Here is a 19,749-nt window from a genome sequence, read left to right as displayed (position 1 = left end):
CATTGTAGGAGAGAAGCCGATGAAACTTGCCACAGCCCGGATCGACGACGCAGGAACCGTCGCCACCGTCCTCGTCGACCACGCGGACGCCACCTCCGTCACCGGACGTATCGTGGAGCGCTGCGATCTCGGCACCCTGCTCGCGAAGACACCCGGCGACCTCACCGCGAAGGTGGACACCGGACTGCGCCGCGACGGCGAAGAGCTCACCATGGATCCCGCGGACCTTCTCCCGCTGATCCCCCGGCCCGGCAAGGCGCTGTGCGTCGGACTGAACTACCGGGAGCACATCGTGGAGATGGGGCATCCGGTCCCGGACCACCCGACCCTGTTCGCCAAGTTCGCCACAGCCCTCACCGGACCGTTCGCCGAGGTGACCGTGCCGGAGAACCTGGCGGAGAAAGCGGACTACGAGGGTGAGCTGGTGGTCGTCATCGGACGCCGCCTGCCCGGCGCGGTCGGCGGAGCCTCCGAGGACGAGGCCCGGGACGCCATCGCCGGCTACGCCGTCGGCAACGACTTCTCGCAGCGCGACTGGCAGTACCGCACCCAGCAGTGGCTGCAGGGCAAGAACCTCGACGCGTCCTCCGGTCTCGGTCCGTGGCTGACCACGGACGTCGACCCGGTGGCCGAGGATGCGGTGCTGCGTACCTGGGTCAACGGGGAGCTCCGTCAGGAGCACTCCACCGCAGACCTTGTGTTCAAGCCGGTGGACCTGGTGCGTTACATCTCCGAGTTCACCACTCTGGAGCCCGGAGACGTCATCATCACCGGCACCCCCGAAGGCGTGGGTGCCGGTTCCGACCGTTTCCTCGCCGACGGCGACGAGGTCACCGTGGAGATCGACGGGCTGGGTTCCGTCAAGACGACGGTCCGCATCGGATGATTTTGCTAGGGTCAGCTAAGAACTGACGTTGACCGTCGATCACCTGACATCCTTTCCAAGGAGAATGCCGATGACTATCCTGACCCTCCGCTCGACCCTCGTCCGCCGCTCCGCTGCGGTCGCTGCCGCGGCCGCCCTCAGCCTCGGACTCACCGCCTGCTCAGACGACGAAAGCTCCGAGGACGCCAACGAGCGTGCCGCGCAGGCTGCCGAGGAGGCGCTCTCCGAACTCAACCAGCCGGAGGAGGACGCCGACGCCGACGATGCCGAAGACACTCCCGCCAACGACCCGGGAGAACCGCAGATCACCGCGGACAAGACCCAGGATCTCTCCGACGGCGACACGATCACCGTCACCGTCCGTGGTCTCGATGCCGAGGGCGGCTACTACCTGGGCATCTGCAAGGCCGGTACCGGGGCAGACGCCGCGGGTGAGGGCGGTGCCCCCGACTGCACCGGCGGCCGCGAGGACTCGAAGTGGATCACCGCCGAGGGCTCCGACCAGGGCACCGACCACGTCAAGGCCGACGGCACCGCGGAAGTCGAACTCACCGTCGCCGAACAGGGCGACGCGGTGGACTGCTCCACCGACAAGTGCATCATCAAGGTCTTCGGCGACCACACCAACGGCTTCAACGCCGTGGCCGAGGCGCCGGTCACCTTCGCGTCCTGATCCCCCCGGATCTTCCCCCACGCCGGGGCCCTGTGCCCGGGGCTTTCTGTCAGGTCAGTCCTCGTCGAGCTCGTCATCGAGGTCGACGGTGTGCTTCGGGTCCTCACCGGCGGCCTCCGCGGCACGCTTGGCGGCAGCGGCCTCGCGGTGGCGGATCACCGCAGTCTCGAGCCAGCCGATGACCTCATCGGACTTCTTGTCGTCGACGCCCTCGGCGAGCGCGAGCTCACCGACGAGGACCTGACGGGCCTTGGCGAGCATGCGCTTCTCGCCGGCGGACAGACCGCGGTCCTGGTCGCGGCGCCACAGATCACGGACGACCTCGGCGACGCGGTTGACGTCGCCGGAGGCGAGACGCTCCTGGTTGGCCTTGTAACGGCGGGACCAGTTGCCGGCCTCCTCGACGTCGGTCTCGCGCAGGACCGAGAAGACCTTCTGCAGGCCCTCTTCGCCGACGACATCGCGCACGCCGACGAGCTCCGCGTTGGCGGCCGGGACCTTCACCAGGAGATCACCCTGGAGGATCCGGAGGACGAGGTAGTCGACGCTCTGACCCTTGAACTCCCGCTGCTCGATTCCCTTGACCTCTGCGGCACCGTGGTGGGGGTAGACGACAACGTCCCCGATGTTGAACTCCATGACGGGTAAGTCTACCACCGCACTCCCCCCTCCCTCCCCCTCCAGGGCTGCTTCAGTGGGGTACTGAGTAGGTACCCGTGGTCCGCAGGGGCTATTCTGGACGCCGACTGCAGTACGACGTATGCCTCAACGGAGGAGAAGACAGTGAAGCACCTGAAGTCCCCCGCCGCCCGCGGCGCGCTTGCCCTGGTCGCCGGTTCCGCGGCACTGACCCTCACCGCCTGCGGTGCCGGCCAGATCTCGCAGACCGCGAACCAGGTCCCCGCCGTGAACGGCACCAACGGAGAGATCGGCGACGCCGTCGTCCGCGACGTCAGCCTGATCATCCAGGAGGACAACTCGGTGGCGCTGAAGTTCAACGCCTCCAACCAGGCCATCCAGGACAACCCCGTCACACTGTCCGACGTGACCGTCGAGGACGCGGACTTCAACCTCGGTGGTTCCCGGACCATCGACGGGCGCTGCAACCTGGTGGCTGACTCCGAGCAGGGCCTGCAAGACATGCGCGCCGATGACGCCGAGAAGGCCCTCGGCGAGGGTTCCTGCACCGAGTACCTGACGACCACGGTCGAGGGTGAGGACTTCTTCCCGGGTGCGTCCCGCACCGTCACCTTCTCCTTCGACGAGGGTGACATCGAGATCAACGCCCCCATCGTCTCCTACTACGCCGAGGCCGGTTCCCTGCACCGCGACCAGGACGGCATCACCAAGGCCGGCGACGAGATCGCCGACCTGCCCGAGCACCACTGATCCTCCACCGGGACGACCACCCGGTTCCCGAACGCGCGTTCCCCCTTGGCGGGTGGTGCGCGTTTTCGGCGTCCTGGTCCCCTATAGGCTGTCGTCCATGGCGAAGAAGTCTCCCGGCTACGAATGCTCCTCCTGCGGCCACCGTGTGTCCAAGTGGGTGGGCAGGTGTCCGTCCTGCGGTGAATGGGGCAGCGTCGAGGAGCTCTCCCCCGCTGCCGCAGCCGTGGCGGGGACAACCGCGGCCGCCGGCCGGTCCGGAAAGAGCGGGGCAGTTTCTCTGTCCGGTCTGACCCCTACCTCACCGGCACGGAAGGTCACCGACATCGACCCCTCCGGGGCGGTGCACCGGCCCAGTGGCATCGGTGAACTCGACCGCGTCCTCGGTGGCGGTGTTGTGCCCGGCAGTGCGGTCCTGCTCGCCGGCGAGCCCGGTGTCGGCAAGTCGACGCTCCTGCTGGAGGTCGCGAACCGGTGGGCCAGACAGGACCGAAGCGTCCTCTACATCACCGCCGAGGAGTCCGTCGGGCAGGTCCGCCAGCGTGCAGGACGCACCGATGCGCTGACCGCGAATCTCTGGCTCGCCGCTGAGCACGACCTGGAGACCGCCCTGGGACAGATCGAGGTGACCCGCCCGGAGCTCGTCATCGTCGATTCCCTGCAGACCCTGAACGCCACCGGGGTGGAGGGTGTGGCCGGCGGTGTGGCGCAGACCCGCGCGGTCGCCGCCACGCTCACCACGTTCGCCAAGACCACCGGCATCCCGGTACTGCTCGTCGGTCACGTCACCAAGGACGGGGCTGTCGCCGGCCCACGCACCGTCGAGCACCTGGTGGACGTGGTGCTCCAGTTCGAGGGCGACCGGCACAGTGCACTGCGTTTCCTCCGGGGGCAGAAGAACCGCTTCGGCGCCACCGACGAGGTCGGCTGCTTCGAGCAGGCCGCCGAGGGGATCCGTGAGGTCCCCGACCCTTCCGGCCTCTTCCTCAACCAGCGGGACGAACCGGTCTCCGGTACGGCGGTCACCGTGATCATGGACGGACGTCGCGCCATGCCCGGTGAGATCCAGACACTCGCCATGGAGACGGAGATGAGCAACCCGCGGCGCGTGGTCACCGGTATCGACACCGGGCGCGTCGCCACCATTCTCGCCGTCCTCACCCGCCGCGCCGGTATCGACCTGATGGGCCATGAGGTCTATGCGGCGACAGTCGGCGGCATGAAGATCAGTGAACCTGCCGCAGACCTGGCGACCGCGCTGGCGCTGGCGTCCACACGGCACGACAAGGTGTTGCCGGACGGACTGGTCGCCGTGGGCGAGCTCGGGCTGGGTGGTGAGGTCCGACGCGTCCCGGATCTGCGGCTGCGTCTGTCCGAGGCTGCCCGGCTGGGATTCACCTCCGCGATCGTCCCGGCGTCCACCAGGGACGCGGACCGGGTACGGGTGAAAGGACTGCGCATCATTCCCGTGAGGACGCTGGGAGAGGCTCTGGAACAGCTCGGCCTGGCGAAAGAGGCCCGGCGGAAGTACCCGGAGCGACGGAAGAAGGACCGCGACTGAGCGCCGTCAGCCGAGGTTGAAGGTGCCGGGCTCGGAGACCCTGTCACCGAGGTGCCCGTAGAGCAGGAAGGCACCGGTACCGGCGTCCGCCCGGTCGCTGCACTGGTCGGGGGCGGAGGTGGTGCGGGACCAGCCGTTGAGGGCGAAGTTCCGGGACTCGCCCGCGGCCAGGTCGATGTTCTCGGTGGCGGTCGGCTCGTTGCAGTCGGTGTCTCCCCAGATCCGTTCGTAGCTGGTGAGGTTGAAGACCTCGAAGCTCATGGGATTCGCCTCGAGATCGACCGTGCAGTCCTCGTCGGAGGTGTTGGAGACCGACATGATGAAGTCCGGCAACTGACCACCGGCATAGGTCGGCGCACCGGAGCGGACCTCCAGCTGCAGGTCATCGAGGTTGCAGGCGCCGGACGGCTCAGCGTCGGAGGTTCTGGAGGTATCAGCGCCCTCGCTCTCCTCAGCGGAACCGCTGGCGGACGCCTCCCCCGACGCACTCTCGGATGCACCGGCGGATCCGGTAGCGGACTCCGACGGCGCGGCGGACGCCGAACTCGTCGAACTGTCCGCAGCGGTCTCCGTACTGTCACCGCCCCCACCGGTGATGGCCCGGACGATCAGCACCAGCACCAGGACAAGCACCAGCAGCCCCACACCGGCGGCGATACGTCGGCGACGGTAGATCTCCGGGGGCAGAGGGCGGTTGTACTGGTTCGAGGGCTGACTCACGGAACCCAGTGTATCCAGCGGGGGACCGGGAACCCTGTCACGACACGGGTCGGACTCAGTTCATCCTCAGTCCCGCCCGGTCCCGCTCAGTCGAGAGGCCGGGCGGGAAGCCCGTCGATCTCCAGTCCGTAGTTCACGACCGGCTCGGTGAGCCCGTCGGACAGCCGGTAGCGCATACCGACGACACCCACGGTGCCGTCCTTGAGTCGCTGGACGATCTGCGGCGAACGGTCCACGACGTGCTCGGCGATCTCCACGACGTGGTGCTTCTCGAAGTCCTCGGTGGTGTCCCGGCCCTCGGCACGGGCAGCGAGCAGCGAGGGGGTGACCTTCTCGACGAGGACGCGCTGGAAGCCGGCGGGCATTTCACCGGTCTCCAGCGCCTTCTGTGCCGCTCCCACTGCACCGCAGCTCTCGTGGCCGAGCACCACGACCAGCGGGACGCCCAGACCGACGACGGCGAACTCGAGGGACGCCAGCACGGAGAGGTCAGTGATCTCACCCGCGGTTCGGATGACGAAGAGGTCGCCGAGGCCCTGGTCGAAGATGATCTCGACGGGGACCCGGGAGTCCGAACAGGCCAGCACCACGGCGAAGGGGCGCTGACCGGAGGTCATCAGTTCGCGCCGGTCGTGGTCCTGGCGGGGGTGGGCGGGATCCTCGGTCATGAACCGGGCGTTCCCGCGCTGAAGAGTCTCGAGAGCCCCCTGCGGGATGTAGCGGGAGTCGAAGCTCGTAGGTGTCTGTTCGATGGGCATGAAAACCATTCTGCCACCGCACGACGTCATACGCTGACCGGGAGTACCCGCTCCACGGCAGGTTGGCCCGCACACCCGTGGTGCGGCACAGTAGAACGATCATGACTGCACCTGTATCCGTCAACCGCGAGCACACCGGGCACACCAGCCTCGGGTCGCTCCTCAACGGCTGGTTCCACCGCACGGCACGTCCGTTGCCCTGGCGCGAGCCCGGCACCACCCCGTGGGCGATCCTGCTCAGTGAGATCATGTCTCAGCAGACCCCCGTCGCCCGGGTGGAACCACTGTGGCGGCAGTGGATGGAACGCTGGCCCACTCCCGCAGATCTCGCGGACGCCCCGGTCGACGAGGTGCTGCGCGCCTGGGCGAACCTCGGCTACCCACGCAGGGCCCTGCGGTTGCGCGACTGTGCCCGGGCGATCGTGGAACGTCACGACGGCGAGGTCCCCTCGGATGTCTCTGAACTGCTGGCCCTGCCCGGTATCGGCGGATACACCGCCCGGGCCGTCGCCGCCTTCGCTTTCGGCACGGTGGTCCCGGTGGTGGACACGAACGTCCGCCGCGTCCAGCGTCGTATCGTCCAGGGTGAGTACCTGCAGGGACCGGCGAAGGCCCGCGATCTTGCCGACGTCGCCGACCTGATGCCCTGGGTCGACGATGATCCTGACCTGACCAAACGGGGTTACTCCAGTCCCCTGCACGACCGGTCACGTCGCGACGAGGCGTTGGGGATGTGTTCTTCTCTCATGGAACTCGGCGCGGTGGTCTGCACGGCGCGGTCCCCGCGTTGCGACGACTGTCCGGTCTCGTCCCGCTGCCGGTGGCTGGCGCTGGGACGCCCTGAGCCCTCTGATGCCGCGAAGGCGGAGGCGAAGCGCAGGGTACAGAAGTTCGAGGGTACCGACCGTCAGGTCCGTGGCCGGATCATGGCGGTGCTCCGCGAGCAGGGCGCTGCGGAGAGCTTCCCGGACGCGGGCCCGGACGCCGCCCAGCGCGACCGTGCCCTGGCGTCCCTCCTGGCCGACGGCCTGGTTGAACAGCACGACGGGGGCTACCGCTTACCGCGGTAGCCCCCGTCGCCGGTGGTGCCGTCAGGATGACGGCCCCGGGGTGACGCTACTGGACGTCACCGACATCTGCACCGGCATCTGCCGTGGCGTCGGCGGTCTCGGAACCGCCTTCGGTGTCGTCCTCGACCTCGGGGATGACCACCGGGGCAGGCTTCGGCTTGGAGCCGAAGACGAAGGATGCACCCTCGGTGCGGGTTCCGCCGTCCCAGTTCTCCACGTCGACCGTGACGATCTCACCGGAGGCCACGTTGCCGAAGAGGATCTCCTCTGACAGGTGGTCCTCGATCTCGCGCTGGATCGTACGACGCAGCGGACGGGCACCGAGCACCGGGTCGAAGCCGCGCTTCGCCAGCAGGTCCTTCGCCTTGTCGGAGACCTCCAGGTCCATGTCCTTGTCGGACAGGGCCTTGCGCAGCCGGCCGAGCAGCAGGTCGACCATCTCGACGATCTGCTTCTGGGTGAGCTGGTGGAAGACCACGATGTCGTCGATACGGTTGAGGAACTCCGGGCGGAAGTGCTTCTTCAGCTCGTCGTTGACCTTCGACTTCATCCGGTCGTACTGACCCTTCTCGTCCGTCTCACCGGTCGAGGAGAAGCCCATGCCGACGGCCTTCGAGATGTCCCTGGTACCGAGGTTCGAGGTGAAGATGAGGACCGTGTTCTTGAAGTCCACGACCCGACCCTGACCGTCGGTGAGACGGCCTTCCTCGAGTACCTGCAGCAGGGTGTTGTAGATCTCGGAGTGCGCCTTCTCGATCTCGTCGAACAGGACCACGGAGAACGGCTTGCGGCGCACCTTCTCGGTGAGCTGGCCACCCTCGTCATAGCCGACGTATCCGGGGGGAGCACCGAAGAGGCGGGACGCCGTGAACTTGTCGTGGAACTCACCCATGTCGATGGAGATGAGCGAGTCCTCGTCGCCGAAGAGGAACTCCGCGAGCGCCTTGGACAGCTCCGTCTTACCGACACCGGACGGGCCGGCGAAGATGAAGGAACCGGAGGGACGCTTCGGGTCCTTCAGGCCGGCACGGGTACGACGGATCGCGCGGGAGACCGCCTTGACAGCGTCCTCCTGGCCGATGATCCGCTTGTGCAGCTCGTCCTCCATGTGGAGCAGACGGGTGGTCTCCTCCTCGGTGAGCTGCACGACGGGGATACCGGTCCAGGCACCGAGGACCTCGGCGATCTCCTGCTCACCGATCTCGGCGACGTCGTCGAGCTCACCGGCGCGCCACTGCTTCTCCTTGTCGGCGCGCTCCTCGGAGAGCTGACGCTCGTCGTCGCGGAGGGACGCGGCCTTCTCGAAGTCCTGGTCGTCGATCGCGGCTTCCTTGGCCCGGCGGACCTCGGCGATCTTGTCGTCGACGTCCTGGATGGCCTTCGGCGCGGTCATCCGCTTGATGCGCATGCGGGCACCGGCCTCGTCGATGAGGTCGACGGCCTTGTCCGGCAGGAAACGGTCGTTGATGTACCGGTCGGACAGACGTGCGGCAGCGGCGAGGGCACCGTCGGTGATGGACACGCGGTGGTGTGCCTCGTAGCGGTCGCGCAGACCCTTGAGGATCTCGACGGTCATCTCGACGCTCGGCTCCGGCACCTGGACGGGCTGGAAACGACGCTCGAGGGCGGCGTCCTTCTCGATGTGCTTGCGGTACTCGTCGAGCGTGGTCGCACCGATGGTCTGCAGCTCGCCACGTGCCAGCTTCGGCTTGAGGATGCTGGCGGCGTCGATCGCGCCCTCGGCGGCACCCGCACCGACGAGGGTGTGGATCTCGTCGATGAACAGGATGATGTCGCCGCGCTGGTTGATCTCCTTGAGAACCTTCTTCAGACGCTCTTCGAAGTCACCGCGGTAGCGGGAACCGGCGACGAGGGAGCCCAGGTCCAGCGAGTAGAGCTGCTTGTCCTTCAGGGTTTCCGGGACCTTGCCGTTGACGATGTCGAGGGCCAGGCCTTCGACGACCGCGGTCTTACCGACGCCGGGCTCACCGATGAGCACGGGGTTGTTCTTGGTGCGGCGCGAGAGCACCTGCATGATGCGCTCGATCTCCTTGCCGCGACCGACCACCGGATCCAGCTTGCCGTCCTTGGCAGCCTGGGTCAGGTTGCGGCCGAACTGGTCGAGGACCAGGGAATTCGACTTCTGACCGGGCTTGCCGGTCGGGGCGGAAGGAGCACCGTCGCCGGGACCGACGCCGGCACCGGCCGGCTCATCGGACGCCTGCTCGCTCTCGGGCTCGCCACCCTCGTAGCCGGACAGCAGCTGGATGACCTGCTGGCGGACGCGGGACAGGTCAGCACCGAGCTTGACCAGGACCTGGGCGGCGACACCCTCGCCTTCACGGATCAGACCGAGCAGGATGTGCTCGGTACCGATGTACTTGTGGCCGAGCTGCAGGGCCTCGCGCAGGGCGAGTTCCAGCACCTTCTTGGCGCGCGGGGTGAAGGGGATGTAGCCGCTCGGCGGGTGGCCACCGGTACCGATGATGTCCTCAACCTCGGTACGGACAGCCTCCAGGGAAATCCCCATGGATTCCAGGGCCTTGGCGGCGACACCCTCCCCCTCATGGATCAGGCCGAGCAGGATGTGCTCGGTGCCGATGTAGTTGTGGTTGAGCGCGCGGGCTTCCTCCTGCGCCAGCACGACGACGCGCCGCGCCCGGTCAGTGAACCTCTCGAACATGAGCTCTCCCTTACTCGCGGGGTCGGATATGGGCACCACCTTAGTGACTTCACGACCCGCCGTTGACTCACTATGGACAACGCCCGGCTCCTGCCGGGTGTTCCCGGAGCCGACCACCCCCCTGCGCTACACATATCGGCAGGTCAATGCCACTTTTTTCCCTCCCGGAGGAGGCTGTACGCCGTCAGCGAACAGGGCTGACCGGTCCTCACTTCCACAAAAACAAGTAATCCCGGGAATCCGGACATTTTTATCTGTAACCTGCATTACACGAGGGCGTCCCAGCAGCCGCCCGTCACCATTGACCACCGGGCACACCCCGCAACACCAGAGAGAAGGACCACCATGAGCGGATCCGATCCCGCCGTCACCCTCAAGGAACTCCCGAAGCTCGCTGAAGGAACCCTGCCCCTGTTCAAGTCCGGCGTCCTCGGACTGATGGGACCGCTGGCGATGGGCAAGGCACTGAAGTCCATCTACCAGTGGTCCTTCACCCCTGCCGGTCTCCTGTCCCTCGGCGCCGCCCAGGATCCGTACCACACCGCCATCATCGACGACGCCGGCTCGATCACCTACAGCGAGCTCCACGACCAGACGAACAAGCTGGCCCAGGCCCTGTACCGCACCGGCGTCCGCGAGCGCGACAAGATCGGCATGCTGAGCCGCAACCACCGCGGCTTCCTCATGACGCTGTGCGCCCACGGTCGACTCGGCACCGACATCGTGCTGTTCAACACCGGCGCCTCCGCGTCCCAGACCCGTGCGGTGATGAAGGAGCAGAAGATCGACCTGCTCTTCATCGACGAGGAGTTCATCCCGCTGCTGCCCAAGGGCTTCGACGAGTGCCCCGTCATCATCAACTGGGAAGAGAACCAGGATACCGCCGCGGCTCCCCTCACCGACGAGGAGAAGGAGCGCAAGTCCACCCTCGGCTACGACGTCATCGAGTACGCCTCCAACGTCGCCGAGGCCACCGAATCCGAGGACCACGCGGTGCGCAATCCGCAGTGGCCGACGCTCACCGAGGTCCTGCGCACCTCCCCCGGCACCGAGAAGATCCCGGGCCACCCACGTCGCGGCCGGACCATCATCCTGACCTCCGGCACCACCGGCACCCCGAAGGGTGCGCGCCGCCCGGAGCCGAAGACCTACCTGCCGGCTTCCTCGATCATGTCCCGCATCCCGCTGAAGCACCACCGCGGCTACTACGTGCCGGCGCCGATGTTCCACCTCTGGGGCTTCTGCCAGATCCAGCTGGGCCTGGCACTGCGCGCCACATTCATCCTGCAGCGCAAGTTCAACCCGCGGGACGCCGTGAAGCTCATCGAGGCCAACCGTCCGGACACCATCGCTATCGTCCCGACGCAGCTGCGTCGCCTGCTCGAGGCTGTGCCGGAGAACTTCTCCCCCGGCGTCCGCAACATCGTCGCCTGCGGTGAGGCACTGCCGGCCCGCGTCATCCGCGACACCCACGAGAAGTTCGGCCAGGTCCTCTACAACCTCTACGGCTCCACCGAGGTGTCCTGGGCGTCCATCGCCCAGCCCCACGAGCTGGAGGCGCACCCGACGACCGCCGGAAAGGCCCCGATGGCCACCATCCTCAAGGTCGTCGACGATGACGGCAACGACCTCCCCGAGGGCGAGATCGGACGTGTCTTCGTCGGCAACGACCTGCTCTTCGACGGCTACACCCGCCCCGGCGTAGACAAGGAGAACCTGCACGGTCTGGTCTCCACCGGCGACCTCGGCTACTTCAAGGACGGCCTGTTCTACCTGGCCGGACGCAGCGACGACATGATCGTCTCCGGTGGCGAGAACGTCTACCCGCTGGAGGCCGAGGACGTCATCTCGGATATGCCGGAGGTCTACGAGGTCGCCGTCCACGGTGTCTCCGATCCGGACTTCGGCCAGGCCCTGGCCTGCTACGTCGTCCTCAACGAGGGCGAGTCCGAGGAAGGCTTCGCCGAGAAGGCGAAGCTCGCGGTGAAGGCCAGGCTGGCCCGCCACAACGTCCCCCGCTACTTCGTGTTCATGGATGTCCTGCCCCGCAACGCGGTCGGCAAGATCGTCCCGCGTGAGCTGCCGAAGGTCGACAACGGCATGGAGGACGAGGACGCCGCCTAAGGCGTTAACCCTCCCGCTTCATCACCACAGCGCCCCGGCGGTCTGCTCCGAGCAGGCCACCGGGGTGTTCTCTGTTCAGACCGGACAGCTGCTCCGGCTCCTCCAGGGACGCAATGCGCAACTCTCCCGGCCCGCACACCCGTACCAGCACCCGGGCAAACGGCTGACGGCAGGATTCTCCCGGGCAGGCGTCTCTCCGCAGCCGCACCCAGGGCTTCAGATCTGCGTCAGGCACAGATCCGTACTTCCGTGCCACAGATTCCTGGATTCCTGCCTGCCGCAGTTGTGCTGCAACGTGGTTCCCCGGCACGGATCGTCACCGGTGGGCTGTGGTCTCTGCTGACAGACGAGAGCGCCGGATGTCAGACAAGAATGTCGGGGTCTCCCGGTCCGCGCGACATTCTGGTCTGCCACCGTAACCGCCCGTAGGCCCGGGCGACACTCCCGTAGGCCTGGGGCGACAGTCCCTCGCGCCCGAGCCCGTCTGCCCACGGAACGCGTCCCCCAGGTCCACACGGCTCCCCACCCGGGTGTGGTTGCCGGCGAACCACCGCGTTCCGACACCGGAACTACGGGGTTGGGTTACACACCAGGGGCGCCCCGGGCCTCGGGGAAGCGTCGTCAGTGTGCTGATACATCACAGCAGCGGCCCCCGGTCATGATGACCGGGGGCCGCTGCTGCGTGTGGTGCGTCCTGCGTCCTGCTGCTACTTCAGCTGGCTGGAGGACAGGTTCAGTTCGCGACGGGCGACGACGAGCTGCTGGATCTGCTGGGTACCCTCGAAGATGTCGAGGATCTTGGAGTCACGGGCCCACTTCTCGAGCAGGGAGCGCTCGGAGTAGCCGAAGGAACCGGCGAGCTCGACCGCGCGCAGGGTCAGCTCGGTCGCCATGCGACCGGCCTTCGCCTTGCACTCGGAAGCTTCCTTGTTGTTCGGCTGCTTGTTGTCTGCCATCCAGGCGGCCTTCAGGGTGAGCAGGTAGGCCGCTTCCCAGTCAGCCTCGAGGCGGATGTACTCGGAGGCGGCGGCGGTCTGGTTCCAGGCCGGGGCGTCGTAGTCGATCTCGACGCCGGCCTCGGTGAGGATCTCACGCAGCTTCTCGAGGGAGGCGCGGGCGACACCGATGGCCATACCGGCGACCAGCGGACGGGTGTTGTCGAAGGTCGCCATGGCACCGGCGAAGGACTTCTTGGTGTCGATCTCCGGGGTGCCCAGGAGGTTCGCCTTCGGCACACGGACGTTGTCCAGGATGAAGTGGGCGGTGTCCGAGGAACGGATGCCCAGCTTGTGTTCCAGGCGGACCAGGTCGAAGCCCGGGGTGTCGCGCGGGACAAGGAAGGACTTGATGGCGGCGCGGCCGGCGGACTTGTCGAGGGACGCCCACACGACGACGTGGTCGCAACGCTCACCGGCGGTCACGAAGATCTTCTCACCGTTGAGAATGTAGTCGTCACCGTCCTCCTTGGCGGTGGTGGCTACGGCGGCGGAGTCGGAACCGAACTGCGGCTCGGTGATGGCCATCGCGGCCCAGACCTTGCCGAAGCGCTCGAGCTGCTCATCGGAGGCGACGGCGGCGACGGCGGCGTTGCCGAGGCCCTGGTACGGGAGAGACAGGGTCAGTCCCACGTCGCCCCAGCAGGTCTCGATGACGTTGACGAGGGACGCCATGTTGCCGCCGTTGCGGACACCCTGGTCCTTCTTCTTGTCACCGCGGCCACCGGAGGCGCCGGCCATGTCGCCGCCACCGTCAGTCATGCCCTCGACGAGGGATGCCATGGTGTCGAGCTCGACGGGGCGCTCGTGCTCGGCGAGATCGTACTTGCGGGAAATCGGGCGGAAGATCTGGGCTGCGGCCTGGTGCGCCTGGTTGGCAGTCGCCCGCAGCTTCTTCGGGAGTTCGAGGTTGATCATTTCTTATGCTCCTTCGAGTGGTTGCGGACTAGAGGACGACGACGCCCTCGGCGACACCGACGGCACGCAGGTCGCGGTACCACCGCTCGACCGGGTGCTCCTTGGTGAAGCCGTGGCCGCCGAGCAGCTGGACGCCGTCGGAACCGATCTGCATGCCCTTGTCAGCGGCGAAGCGGCGGGCGAGCCCGGCCTCACGGTTGAAGGAGCGGCCCTGGTCGAGGCGGGAGACGCCACGGTAGGTGATCAGCTGGAGGGCATCGAGTTCGATGCGGATGTTGGCGACCATGAAGGCGACGGCCTGGCGGTTGGCGATCGGCTCGCCGAAGGCGGTGCGCTCCAGGACGTAGGGCTTGACGTACTCGAGAACGGCCTCGGAGGTGCCGGTGGCCAGCGCAGCCCAGCCGAGGCGGGCGCGGCGGATGATCTCGGTGTAGTTCTCGCCACGGGTGTCGGCGTCGAGGTCGGCACCACCCAGGAGGTTGGAGGCCGGGACCTTGACGTCCTTCAGCAGGACGCGGCCCAGGGACGCGGCGCGCAGACCCATGGACGGGTCAGCCTCGACGACGACGCCCTCGGTGGAGGACTCGACGATGGCGAAGGTGTTCACACCGTCGAGGTCGACAGCGATGACGAAGAGCTCGGCGGAACCCGCGTTGGGGACCATGGTCTTCACACCGTTGATGACGATGTCGTCGCCCTCGCGCTTGGCGGTGGTCTGCAGGACGAAGGGGTCGAACAGTGCACGCTGCTCGTTGACGATGACCGCGGAGACCGGGACGTTCTCGCCGGAGAACTCCGGGAGGTAGGTCTTCTGCTGGGCGTCGTCACCGTAGTTGGTGATGGTGTTCGCGACACCGGCCGGAGCGAGGATCGCGACAGCCTGGCCCATGTCACCGAAGGCCAGGGCCTCGGCGACCATGGCACCGGTGGTGGCGGCGGACTCGGTGGCGAGTCCCTCGTACTCCTCCGGGAGGTTGATCAGGGAGATACCGAGCTCGGCGGCGGCGGCGAGCACCTCGGCGGAGGTGACGGCGGCCTCGTTGGCGTCGGCTGCGACAGGGCGGAGCTGGTCCTCGGCGAACTCGCGGACAGCGCCGACGAGCATCTCCTGGTCCTCGGACGGAGTGAGGTCGAAAAGGACCTTCGCCGGCTTGGAGGACTCAGCGGCGGCGTCCCCCTCAGCGGCGTCGGTGGGCTGGTTCTCCAGGCGGACCGGCTTGCCGGAGCCCTTGGACTTCTTGAACTGGCGGTTGATGGCACCGAGGGTGCGCATTCCACCCTTGGTGGACTCGTAGGCCACGCGGTCGACCTTTTCACCGAGACCGTACTTCTGCGCGAGGTCGGAACCGGTGAAACGGGTCAGCACCCGCATCACGGCGCCGGTGGCGTCGCGCTTGATGGTGTTCAGGCCGGGCGTGGAGTCGTTCCGCTTGCTTCGGTCGCTCATGGCGGGCAGCTACCTTTCGCTGTCTGGGACAGTGACGGATGAATAATGATGATTTCATCATAGCCATGTGCCATGACCCGCGTCACATTTCTTCCGGCAGTGCCGGAGATCACATCGCGAAAGGTACCCCCGCCCGGGGGAAAATATTTCGTCAGGAACGTTCCGGCTTGACCATCGGGAAGAGCACGGTCTCACGGATTCCGAGGCCGGTCAGGGCCATGAGAAGTCGGTCGATGCCCATGCCGTTGCCGGAGGTAGGCGGCATTCCCTGCTCCATCGCGGCGAGGAAGTCCTCGTCGAGCACCATGGCCTCATCATCGCCGTCGGCGGCCAGGCGGGCCTGGTCCTCGAAGCGCTCACGCTGGATGACCGGGTCGACGAGCTCGGAGTAGCCGGTGGCCAGCTCGAAGCCACGGACGTAGAGGTCCCACTTCTCGGCCACACCGGGCTTGGAACGGTGCTGACGGGTCAGCGGGGAGGTCTCCACCGGGAAGTCGCGGACGAAGACGGGCCCGTAAAGCTGGTCCTCGCACAGGTACTCCCAGATCTCCTCGACGAGCTTGCCGTGTCCCCAGCCACCCTTCACCGGGACATCCAGGCCGATGTCCGCGGCCAGTGCCTTGAGCTCCTCGACGGTGGAATCGATGGTGACTTCAGCGACCGCGGTCTGCTCCGGGAACTTCCGGCCCAGCGCCTCGTTGAGGGAGGGGTACATCTCCATGACACGCCACTCGCCGCCGAAGTCGTATCCGGTGCCGTCGACGAGCGTGACGGTGGTGGAACCGAAGACCTCGACCGCGATCTCCTGGATGATGTCGTGGATCAGCTGCGCACCGGTGTCGTAGGTGCCGTAGGCCTGGTAGGTCTCCAACATGGCGAACTCCGGGGAGTGGGAGGAGTCCACACCCTCGTTACGGAAGTTGCGGTTGACCTCGAAGACCTTGTCGATACCGCCGACGACGCAGCGCTTGAGGTAGAGCTCCGGGGCGATACGCAGGTACAGGTCGATGTCGAGTGCGTTGGAGTGCGTCTCGAAGGGGCGGGCAGCGGCGCCGCCGTGCAGGGTCTGCAGCATCGGGGTCTCGACCTCGAGGAAACCACGGCGCTCCAGGGCATTGCGCAGTGCACGCATGACCTTGATGCGGGTCAGGGCGTTGGTCCGGGCCTGCTCGCGCATGATGAGGTCGGTGTAGCGGTGACGGATCCGGGAATCCTCGCTCATCTCCTTGTGCGCGACCGGGAGCGGACGCAGCGACTTGGAGGCCATGGACCAGGCGTCCGCCATGACGGAAAGCTCGCCACGCTTCGAGGCGACGACGCGTCCGTGGACGAAGACGATGTCACCGAGGTCGACGTCGGCCTTCCAGGACGCCAGGGCGTCCTCCCCCACCTCGGCCAGGGACAGCATGGCCTGCATCTGGGTGCCGTCGCCCTCCTGCAGGCGGGCGAAGGCGAGCTTGCCGGTGTTGCGCACGAAGATGACGCGGCCGGCGACGCCGACTACGTCATCGGTCTCGTCGCCCGGCGCGAGGTAGGTGACGCCCTCGACGCGCTCGACAGCGACGGCCTCCTCCTCGTCCTTCGGGAGAACCGCGTAGGACGCGAGGATCTCGGAGAGGGTGCGGGTGCGGTCGACGACGACCGGGTAGGCGTCCTTCCCCTCGGCCAGCAGGCGCTCCCGCTTCTCGCGGCGGATCTTCAGCTGCTCCGGGAGGTCGTCGGAGGCTGTGGCGTCTGTGGTCTGGGGATTCTGCTTCTGGTCAGTCACGGTCATCCAGCCTACTGCATGGCAGGTAGGGCGCCGGAACGGCACTCGATGACCCGTCGGCGGCACGGGTATCTGACCGCTGACTACGGTCACCCGCGCGGGACCGCCCGTCCGTGGCCGTAGTCCCGGGCCCGGACCTCCGGATTGCCGTGGCCTCGGGGGGGGGGCAGGGTGCTCCACCGCCCCAGGCCGGTCGGATGACCTGCAGAGTGCTTGTCGCCGTACCGTCGAAAAGAACCTCGCCGAATCCGCCGTCTCCGACATCCTCGACACGGACGGGAACACACTCTTCCGGATGCTCCCGGATGTACCGGCAGCCGACTTCCAGGCCCACATCATGTTGATGTCGTGGCCCGGAGCACTTGAGGAGCAGGGCGGCATGTAGCTGTTCACGGAATCACTGCTCATCGCGCACCTCCCGGTAGACGAAGGAGTCGGTGGTCACACAGGACCCCGCCTTACCCCAGGTGGGGAGAAGCACCGTGCCGGAGCCTTCGACGGGGCCGACGGCCCTGTTGCGTCCGACCCAGCGGACGAGGGCGCCGAAGTCGGGGACGTGGACGACCTCCCCCAGCACCGAGTCACGGGCGATCTCGGTGACAAGATCGTGGTCGTGGTTCCAGCCGAGTCGAACGGTACCGCTCTCCCCGTCGATCTCCGTCTCGAACCAGCCGGCGCCGAGGTCGGTGACCGTCACCGTGTGGCAGCGCTCGGGGTAGTGGCGGGCGAAGTCGGTGATCCGACGGCCCTGGATGTAGTGGACACTGTGTCCGGGGGTGTGCAGGGTGCAGTGCGTCGTGCGCATGATATTCCTGTGCATCGCGGTTTCCTCACAGGACTTCTGCCCTGCGGGGCCGATCTCTCTCGGGGGCACCGATGCACGCGACACGGTTGCCAGTCACTGAATCCGTCCGGAGCCGGGCGGCGCCCCGGGTTTCCGGCCCGGGTCAGGCGCGCCGCTCAGTGAGCTTCTTGATCTGACGTCGACGACACTAGCACCACCTAGACCAGGCTGTCTAGTCAATGGCGGAGAAAGACCGGAACCCACGCACCCCGGTCTTGACCACGACCATGAACCGCCTGACCAGGGCCTACACCGCCGAGGACGCCGACACCCGCCTGCGCGCCACACTCGCTGCCGGCACCGATCCACAGCCGGACGACCTCCCAAATGGATCACGGCGACCGGGAGATGCGTCGCAGTCTCTCGCGGGCATTCCTGCAGCTCGGGTAGAGCGCGCGGCCCGCACCCGAGGAGCACGGTGGTGTCCACGGTGGGGTCCACGATGGCATCCATGCACGCGCCACCCTGCTCATGCTCGACGACCCGGACCTGGGTTTTGACGCCGCCGAGTTCGCGGCACACCAACCTCGGCACCATGCGTATCGGCGAAGTCTCTGACCTCTCCGGTGTCAGCGTGCGCATGCTGCGGCACTACGACCGGGCCGGTCTGCTCAGCCCCTCCCACCGGACCTCGACAGACTACCGCGACTACTCCCCCGCCGACCTCGGCCGTCTGTTCCGGATCGAGGCGTTGCGCTCGCTCGGCCTCACCCTCGCCGAGGTCGGCGACGCCCTCGACGACCCCACGATGGACGCCGCACCGTGCTCGACCGGCTCCGGCAGGAGACCCGCGACCGGATCCGCACTGAGCAGGACCTGCTTACCCACCTCACCGAGGTCAGTGACACCGGATCTGAGACATGGGAGGACGCCCTGCGCGTCACCGCGATGCTCACTGCTCTCCGTGAGGGCTCATCACGGCAGCGTCAGGCGGCTGTTCTCCAGGCCACCGCATCCCAGTCCCCGGACCAGCAACCGGTCGCCGCACTGGTGGCGTCCTACCTGGAGGAACCGGACGAGAACGCTGCCGGCGCACTGCGCTGGGCGCTGGCCCGTGTGGGGAAGGACGCCGTACCCGCACTCGTCAACCGTGCCGACGGACCGCAGGTGGCGCGGCGTCGTATCGTCGAGGTCCTCGGCGTGATCGCCACGGAGTATGCCTCAACGGGCAGGGTCGGCTCTGCGCTGCTCACTGCGGCGGAGGACTCCCCCACCCCGGTACGCCTCCGCATCGTCCAGTCGCTCGGCGACCTTCCCGACGCGGGCACGGCGCCGGGCCGCTTCACCGAAGATCCGGACAGCAGCATCGCCGGCACCGCCCGCTATCTGCTGGACCGGTGACCGGTCAGTCGTCCCCGTCGAGACGCGAGAAGATGTCGAGGTCGTTCCACTGACCTCGCAGGTACTCGGCGTCCCGCAGCGTCCCCTCACGCTGGAAGCCGGCGGTCAACGCCACCCTGCAGGACGCCACGTTCTCCGGATTCGCCTTGATCTGCACCCGGTGTACCCCGTAGTCGAAGAGGAACTCGCTGATCAACGCGACCACCGCGGTCATCAGTCCACGGCCGCGCAGGTGCGGTGCAGTCGTGTACCCGAGTTCGACGACCGCTCCGGCCCGGTTGACCAGTCGGACCTCCAGGGTGCCGCCGAAGTGCCGGGCATTGTCCGGGTCATCGACGATCCAGAGCATCGCCTCCGGGTTGTAGAGCATGGAGCGGAGGAACAGGGCGGCGTCCTCCCGGGAGTAGTTCTCCGGAAGGTGGGTGAACTCGATCGACCCGGCGTCCCGTGACGAGGTCACGAGACCGTCCAGGTCGGCGTCAATCGGCGCGCGCAGCCGGAGCGTCCCCCCGTCGGGCAGATCGCCGACGACATCGGAGGACGGCAGCGGCCACGCGAAACCTGTCATCCTCCCG

The 19,749-nt window shown here is 67.3% G+C and carries 16 protein-coding genes and 1 pseudogene; 8 read left to right on the top strand and 9 right to left on the bottom strand.

What is annotated here, in order from left to right:
• The first annotated feature begins 19 nt into the window (after positions 1-19).
• Together ACZ9GM_RS15115 and ACZ9GM_RS15110 are read left to right on the top strand one after the other, a co-directional pair.
• A complete protein-coding gene (locus ACZ9GM_RS15115) occupies positions 20-886 on the top strand; it encodes a fumarylacetoacetate hydrolase family protein (protein WP_073884465.1) in 867 nt (288 codons plus the stop codon).
• A gap of 70 nt (positions 887-956) precedes the next feature.
• The gene (locus ACZ9GM_RS15110; protein WP_082796519.1) at positions 957-1,559 is read left to right on the top strand and encodes a neocarzinostatin apoprotein domain-containing protein; all 603 of its coding nucleotides are present in this window, start codon (positions 957-959) and stop codon (positions 1,557-1,559) included.
• Between the two features lie 54 nt (positions 1,560-1,613).
• Here the strand turns inward: ACZ9GM_RS15110 and ACZ9GM_RS15105 are convergent, their stop codons facing one another.
• Complete coding sequence (locus ACZ9GM_RS15105) at positions 1,614-2,198, bottom strand: CarD family transcriptional regulator (protein ID WP_041629784.1); 585 nt, start codon at positions 2,196-2,198, stop codon at positions 1,614-1,616.
• A 144-nt stretch (positions 2,199-2,342) separates the two neighbouring features.
• Here ACZ9GM_RS15105 and ACZ9GM_RS15100 point away from each other — a divergent pair, with 144 nt between their 5' ends.
• Positions 2,343-2,948: a hypothetical protein gene (locus ACZ9GM_RS15100; RefSeq protein WP_291476225.1), complete on the top strand. Its 606-nt coding sequence runs from the start codon at positions 2,343-2,345 to the stop codon at positions 2,946-2,948.
• Between the two features lie 97 nt (positions 2,949-3,045).
• Positions 3,046-4,506 (top strand): DNA repair protein RadA, encoded by a 1,461-nt coding sequence (radA, locus tag ACZ9GM_RS15095; RefSeq protein ID WP_291476227.1) that lies wholly within the window; start codon positions 3,046-3,048, stop codon positions 4,504-4,506.
• A gap of 6 nt (positions 4,507-4,512) precedes the next feature.
• Here the strand turns inward: radA and ACZ9GM_RS15090 are convergent, their stop codons facing one another.
• Together ACZ9GM_RS15090 and ACZ9GM_RS15085 are read right to left on the bottom strand one after the other, a co-directional pair.
• Positions 4,513-5,226: a hypothetical protein gene (locus tag ACZ9GM_RS15090; protein WP_291476229.1), complete on the bottom strand. Its 714-nt coding sequence runs from the start codon at positions 5,224-5,226 to the stop codon at positions 4,513-4,515.
• 86 nt (positions 5,227-5,312) lie between these two features.
• Positions 5,313-5,993: a carbonic anhydrase gene (locus tag ACZ9GM_RS15085; RefSeq protein WP_291476231.1), complete on the bottom strand. Its 681-nt coding sequence runs from the start codon at positions 5,991-5,993 to the stop codon at positions 5,313-5,315.
• Between the two features lie 92 nt (positions 5,994-6,085).
• Here ACZ9GM_RS15085 and ACZ9GM_RS15080 point away from each other — a divergent pair, with 92 nt between their 5' ends.
• On the top strand, positions 6,086-7,054 hold the full coding sequence (locus tag ACZ9GM_RS15080) for an HhH-GPD family protein (RefSeq protein WP_291476232.1): 969 nt from the start codon (positions 6,086-6,088) through the stop codon (positions 7,052-7,054).
• A gap of 46 nt (positions 7,055-7,100) precedes the next feature.
• Here ACZ9GM_RS15080 and ACZ9GM_RS15075 read toward each other — a convergent pair whose 3' ends face one another.
• Positions 7,101-9,737: an ATP-dependent Clp protease ATP-binding subunit gene (locus ACZ9GM_RS15075; protein WP_291476234.1), complete on the bottom strand. Its 2,637-nt coding sequence runs from the start codon at positions 9,735-9,737 to the stop codon at positions 7,101-7,103.
• A gap of 345 nt (positions 9,738-10,082) precedes the next feature.
• On the opposite strand from ACZ9GM_RS15075, the gene ACZ9GM_RS15070 reads away from it, so the two are divergent.
• Complete coding sequence (locus tag ACZ9GM_RS15070; RefSeq protein WP_291476235.1) at positions 10,083-11,861, top strand: AMP-binding protein; 1,779 nt, start codon at positions 10,083-10,085, stop codon at positions 11,859-11,861.
• Positions 11,862-12,568: 707 nt separating this feature from the next.
• Here the strand turns inward: ACZ9GM_RS15070 and ACZ9GM_RS15065 are convergent.
• The 4 genes from ACZ9GM_RS15065 to ACZ9GM_RS15050 all read right to left on the bottom strand — a co-directional run bounded on the left by ACZ9GM_RS15065 (position 12,569) and on the right by ACZ9GM_RS15050 (position 17,794).
• Positions 12,569-13,774: an acyl-CoA dehydrogenase family protein gene (locus tag ACZ9GM_RS15065; protein ID WP_291476236.1), complete on the bottom strand. Its 1,206-nt coding sequence runs from the start codon at positions 13,772-13,774 to the stop codon at positions 12,569-12,571.
• 28 nt (positions 13,775-13,802) lie between these two features.
• Positions 13,803-15,221, bottom strand: a complete 1,419-nt coding sequence (locus ACZ9GM_RS15060) for an acyl-CoA dehydrogenase family protein (RefSeq protein WP_291476237.1) — start codon at positions 15,219-15,221, stop codon at positions 13,803-13,805.
• A 151-nt stretch (positions 15,222-15,372) separates the two neighbouring features.
• The gene (gene lysS / locus ACZ9GM_RS15055; protein WP_291476238.1) at positions 15,373-16,995 is read right to left on the bottom strand and encodes a lysine--tRNA ligase; all 1,623 of its coding nucleotides are present in this window, start codon (positions 16,993-16,995) and stop codon (positions 15,373-15,375) included.
• A 391-nt stretch (positions 16,996-17,386) separates the two neighbouring features.
• Positions 17,387-17,794, bottom strand: a complete 408-nt coding sequence (locus ACZ9GM_RS15050; RefSeq protein ID WP_476038281.1) for a hypothetical protein — start codon at positions 17,792-17,794, stop codon at positions 17,387-17,389.
• Between the two features lie 481 nt (positions 17,795-18,275).
• Between ACZ9GM_RS15050 and ACZ9GM_RS15045 the strand changes: the two are divergent.
• Positions 18,276-18,560: pseudogene (locus ACZ9GM_RS15045) on the top strand (MerR family transcriptional regulator); the annotation flags it as partial.
• 35 nt (positions 18,561-18,595) lie between these two features.
• Positions 18,596-19,174 (top strand): HEAT repeat domain-containing protein, encoded by a 579-nt coding sequence (locus tag ACZ9GM_RS15040; protein WP_291476240.1) that lies wholly within the window; start codon positions 18,596-18,598, stop codon positions 19,172-19,174.
• Positions 19,175-19,178: 4 nt separating this feature from the next.
• On the opposite strand, the gene ACZ9GM_RS15035 is transcribed toward ACZ9GM_RS15040, so the two are convergent.
• On the bottom strand, positions 19,179-19,742 hold the full coding sequence (locus ACZ9GM_RS15035; RefSeq protein ID WP_291476241.1) for a GNAT family N-acetyltransferase: 564 nt from the start codon (positions 19,740-19,742) through the stop codon (positions 19,179-19,181).
• Positions 19,743-19,749: the final 7 nt, after the last annotated feature.

This window comes from Corynebacterium sp. UD i78 (genome assembly GCF_056280545.1).
This window is presented reverse-complemented; position numbering and strand designations above follow the sequence as displayed.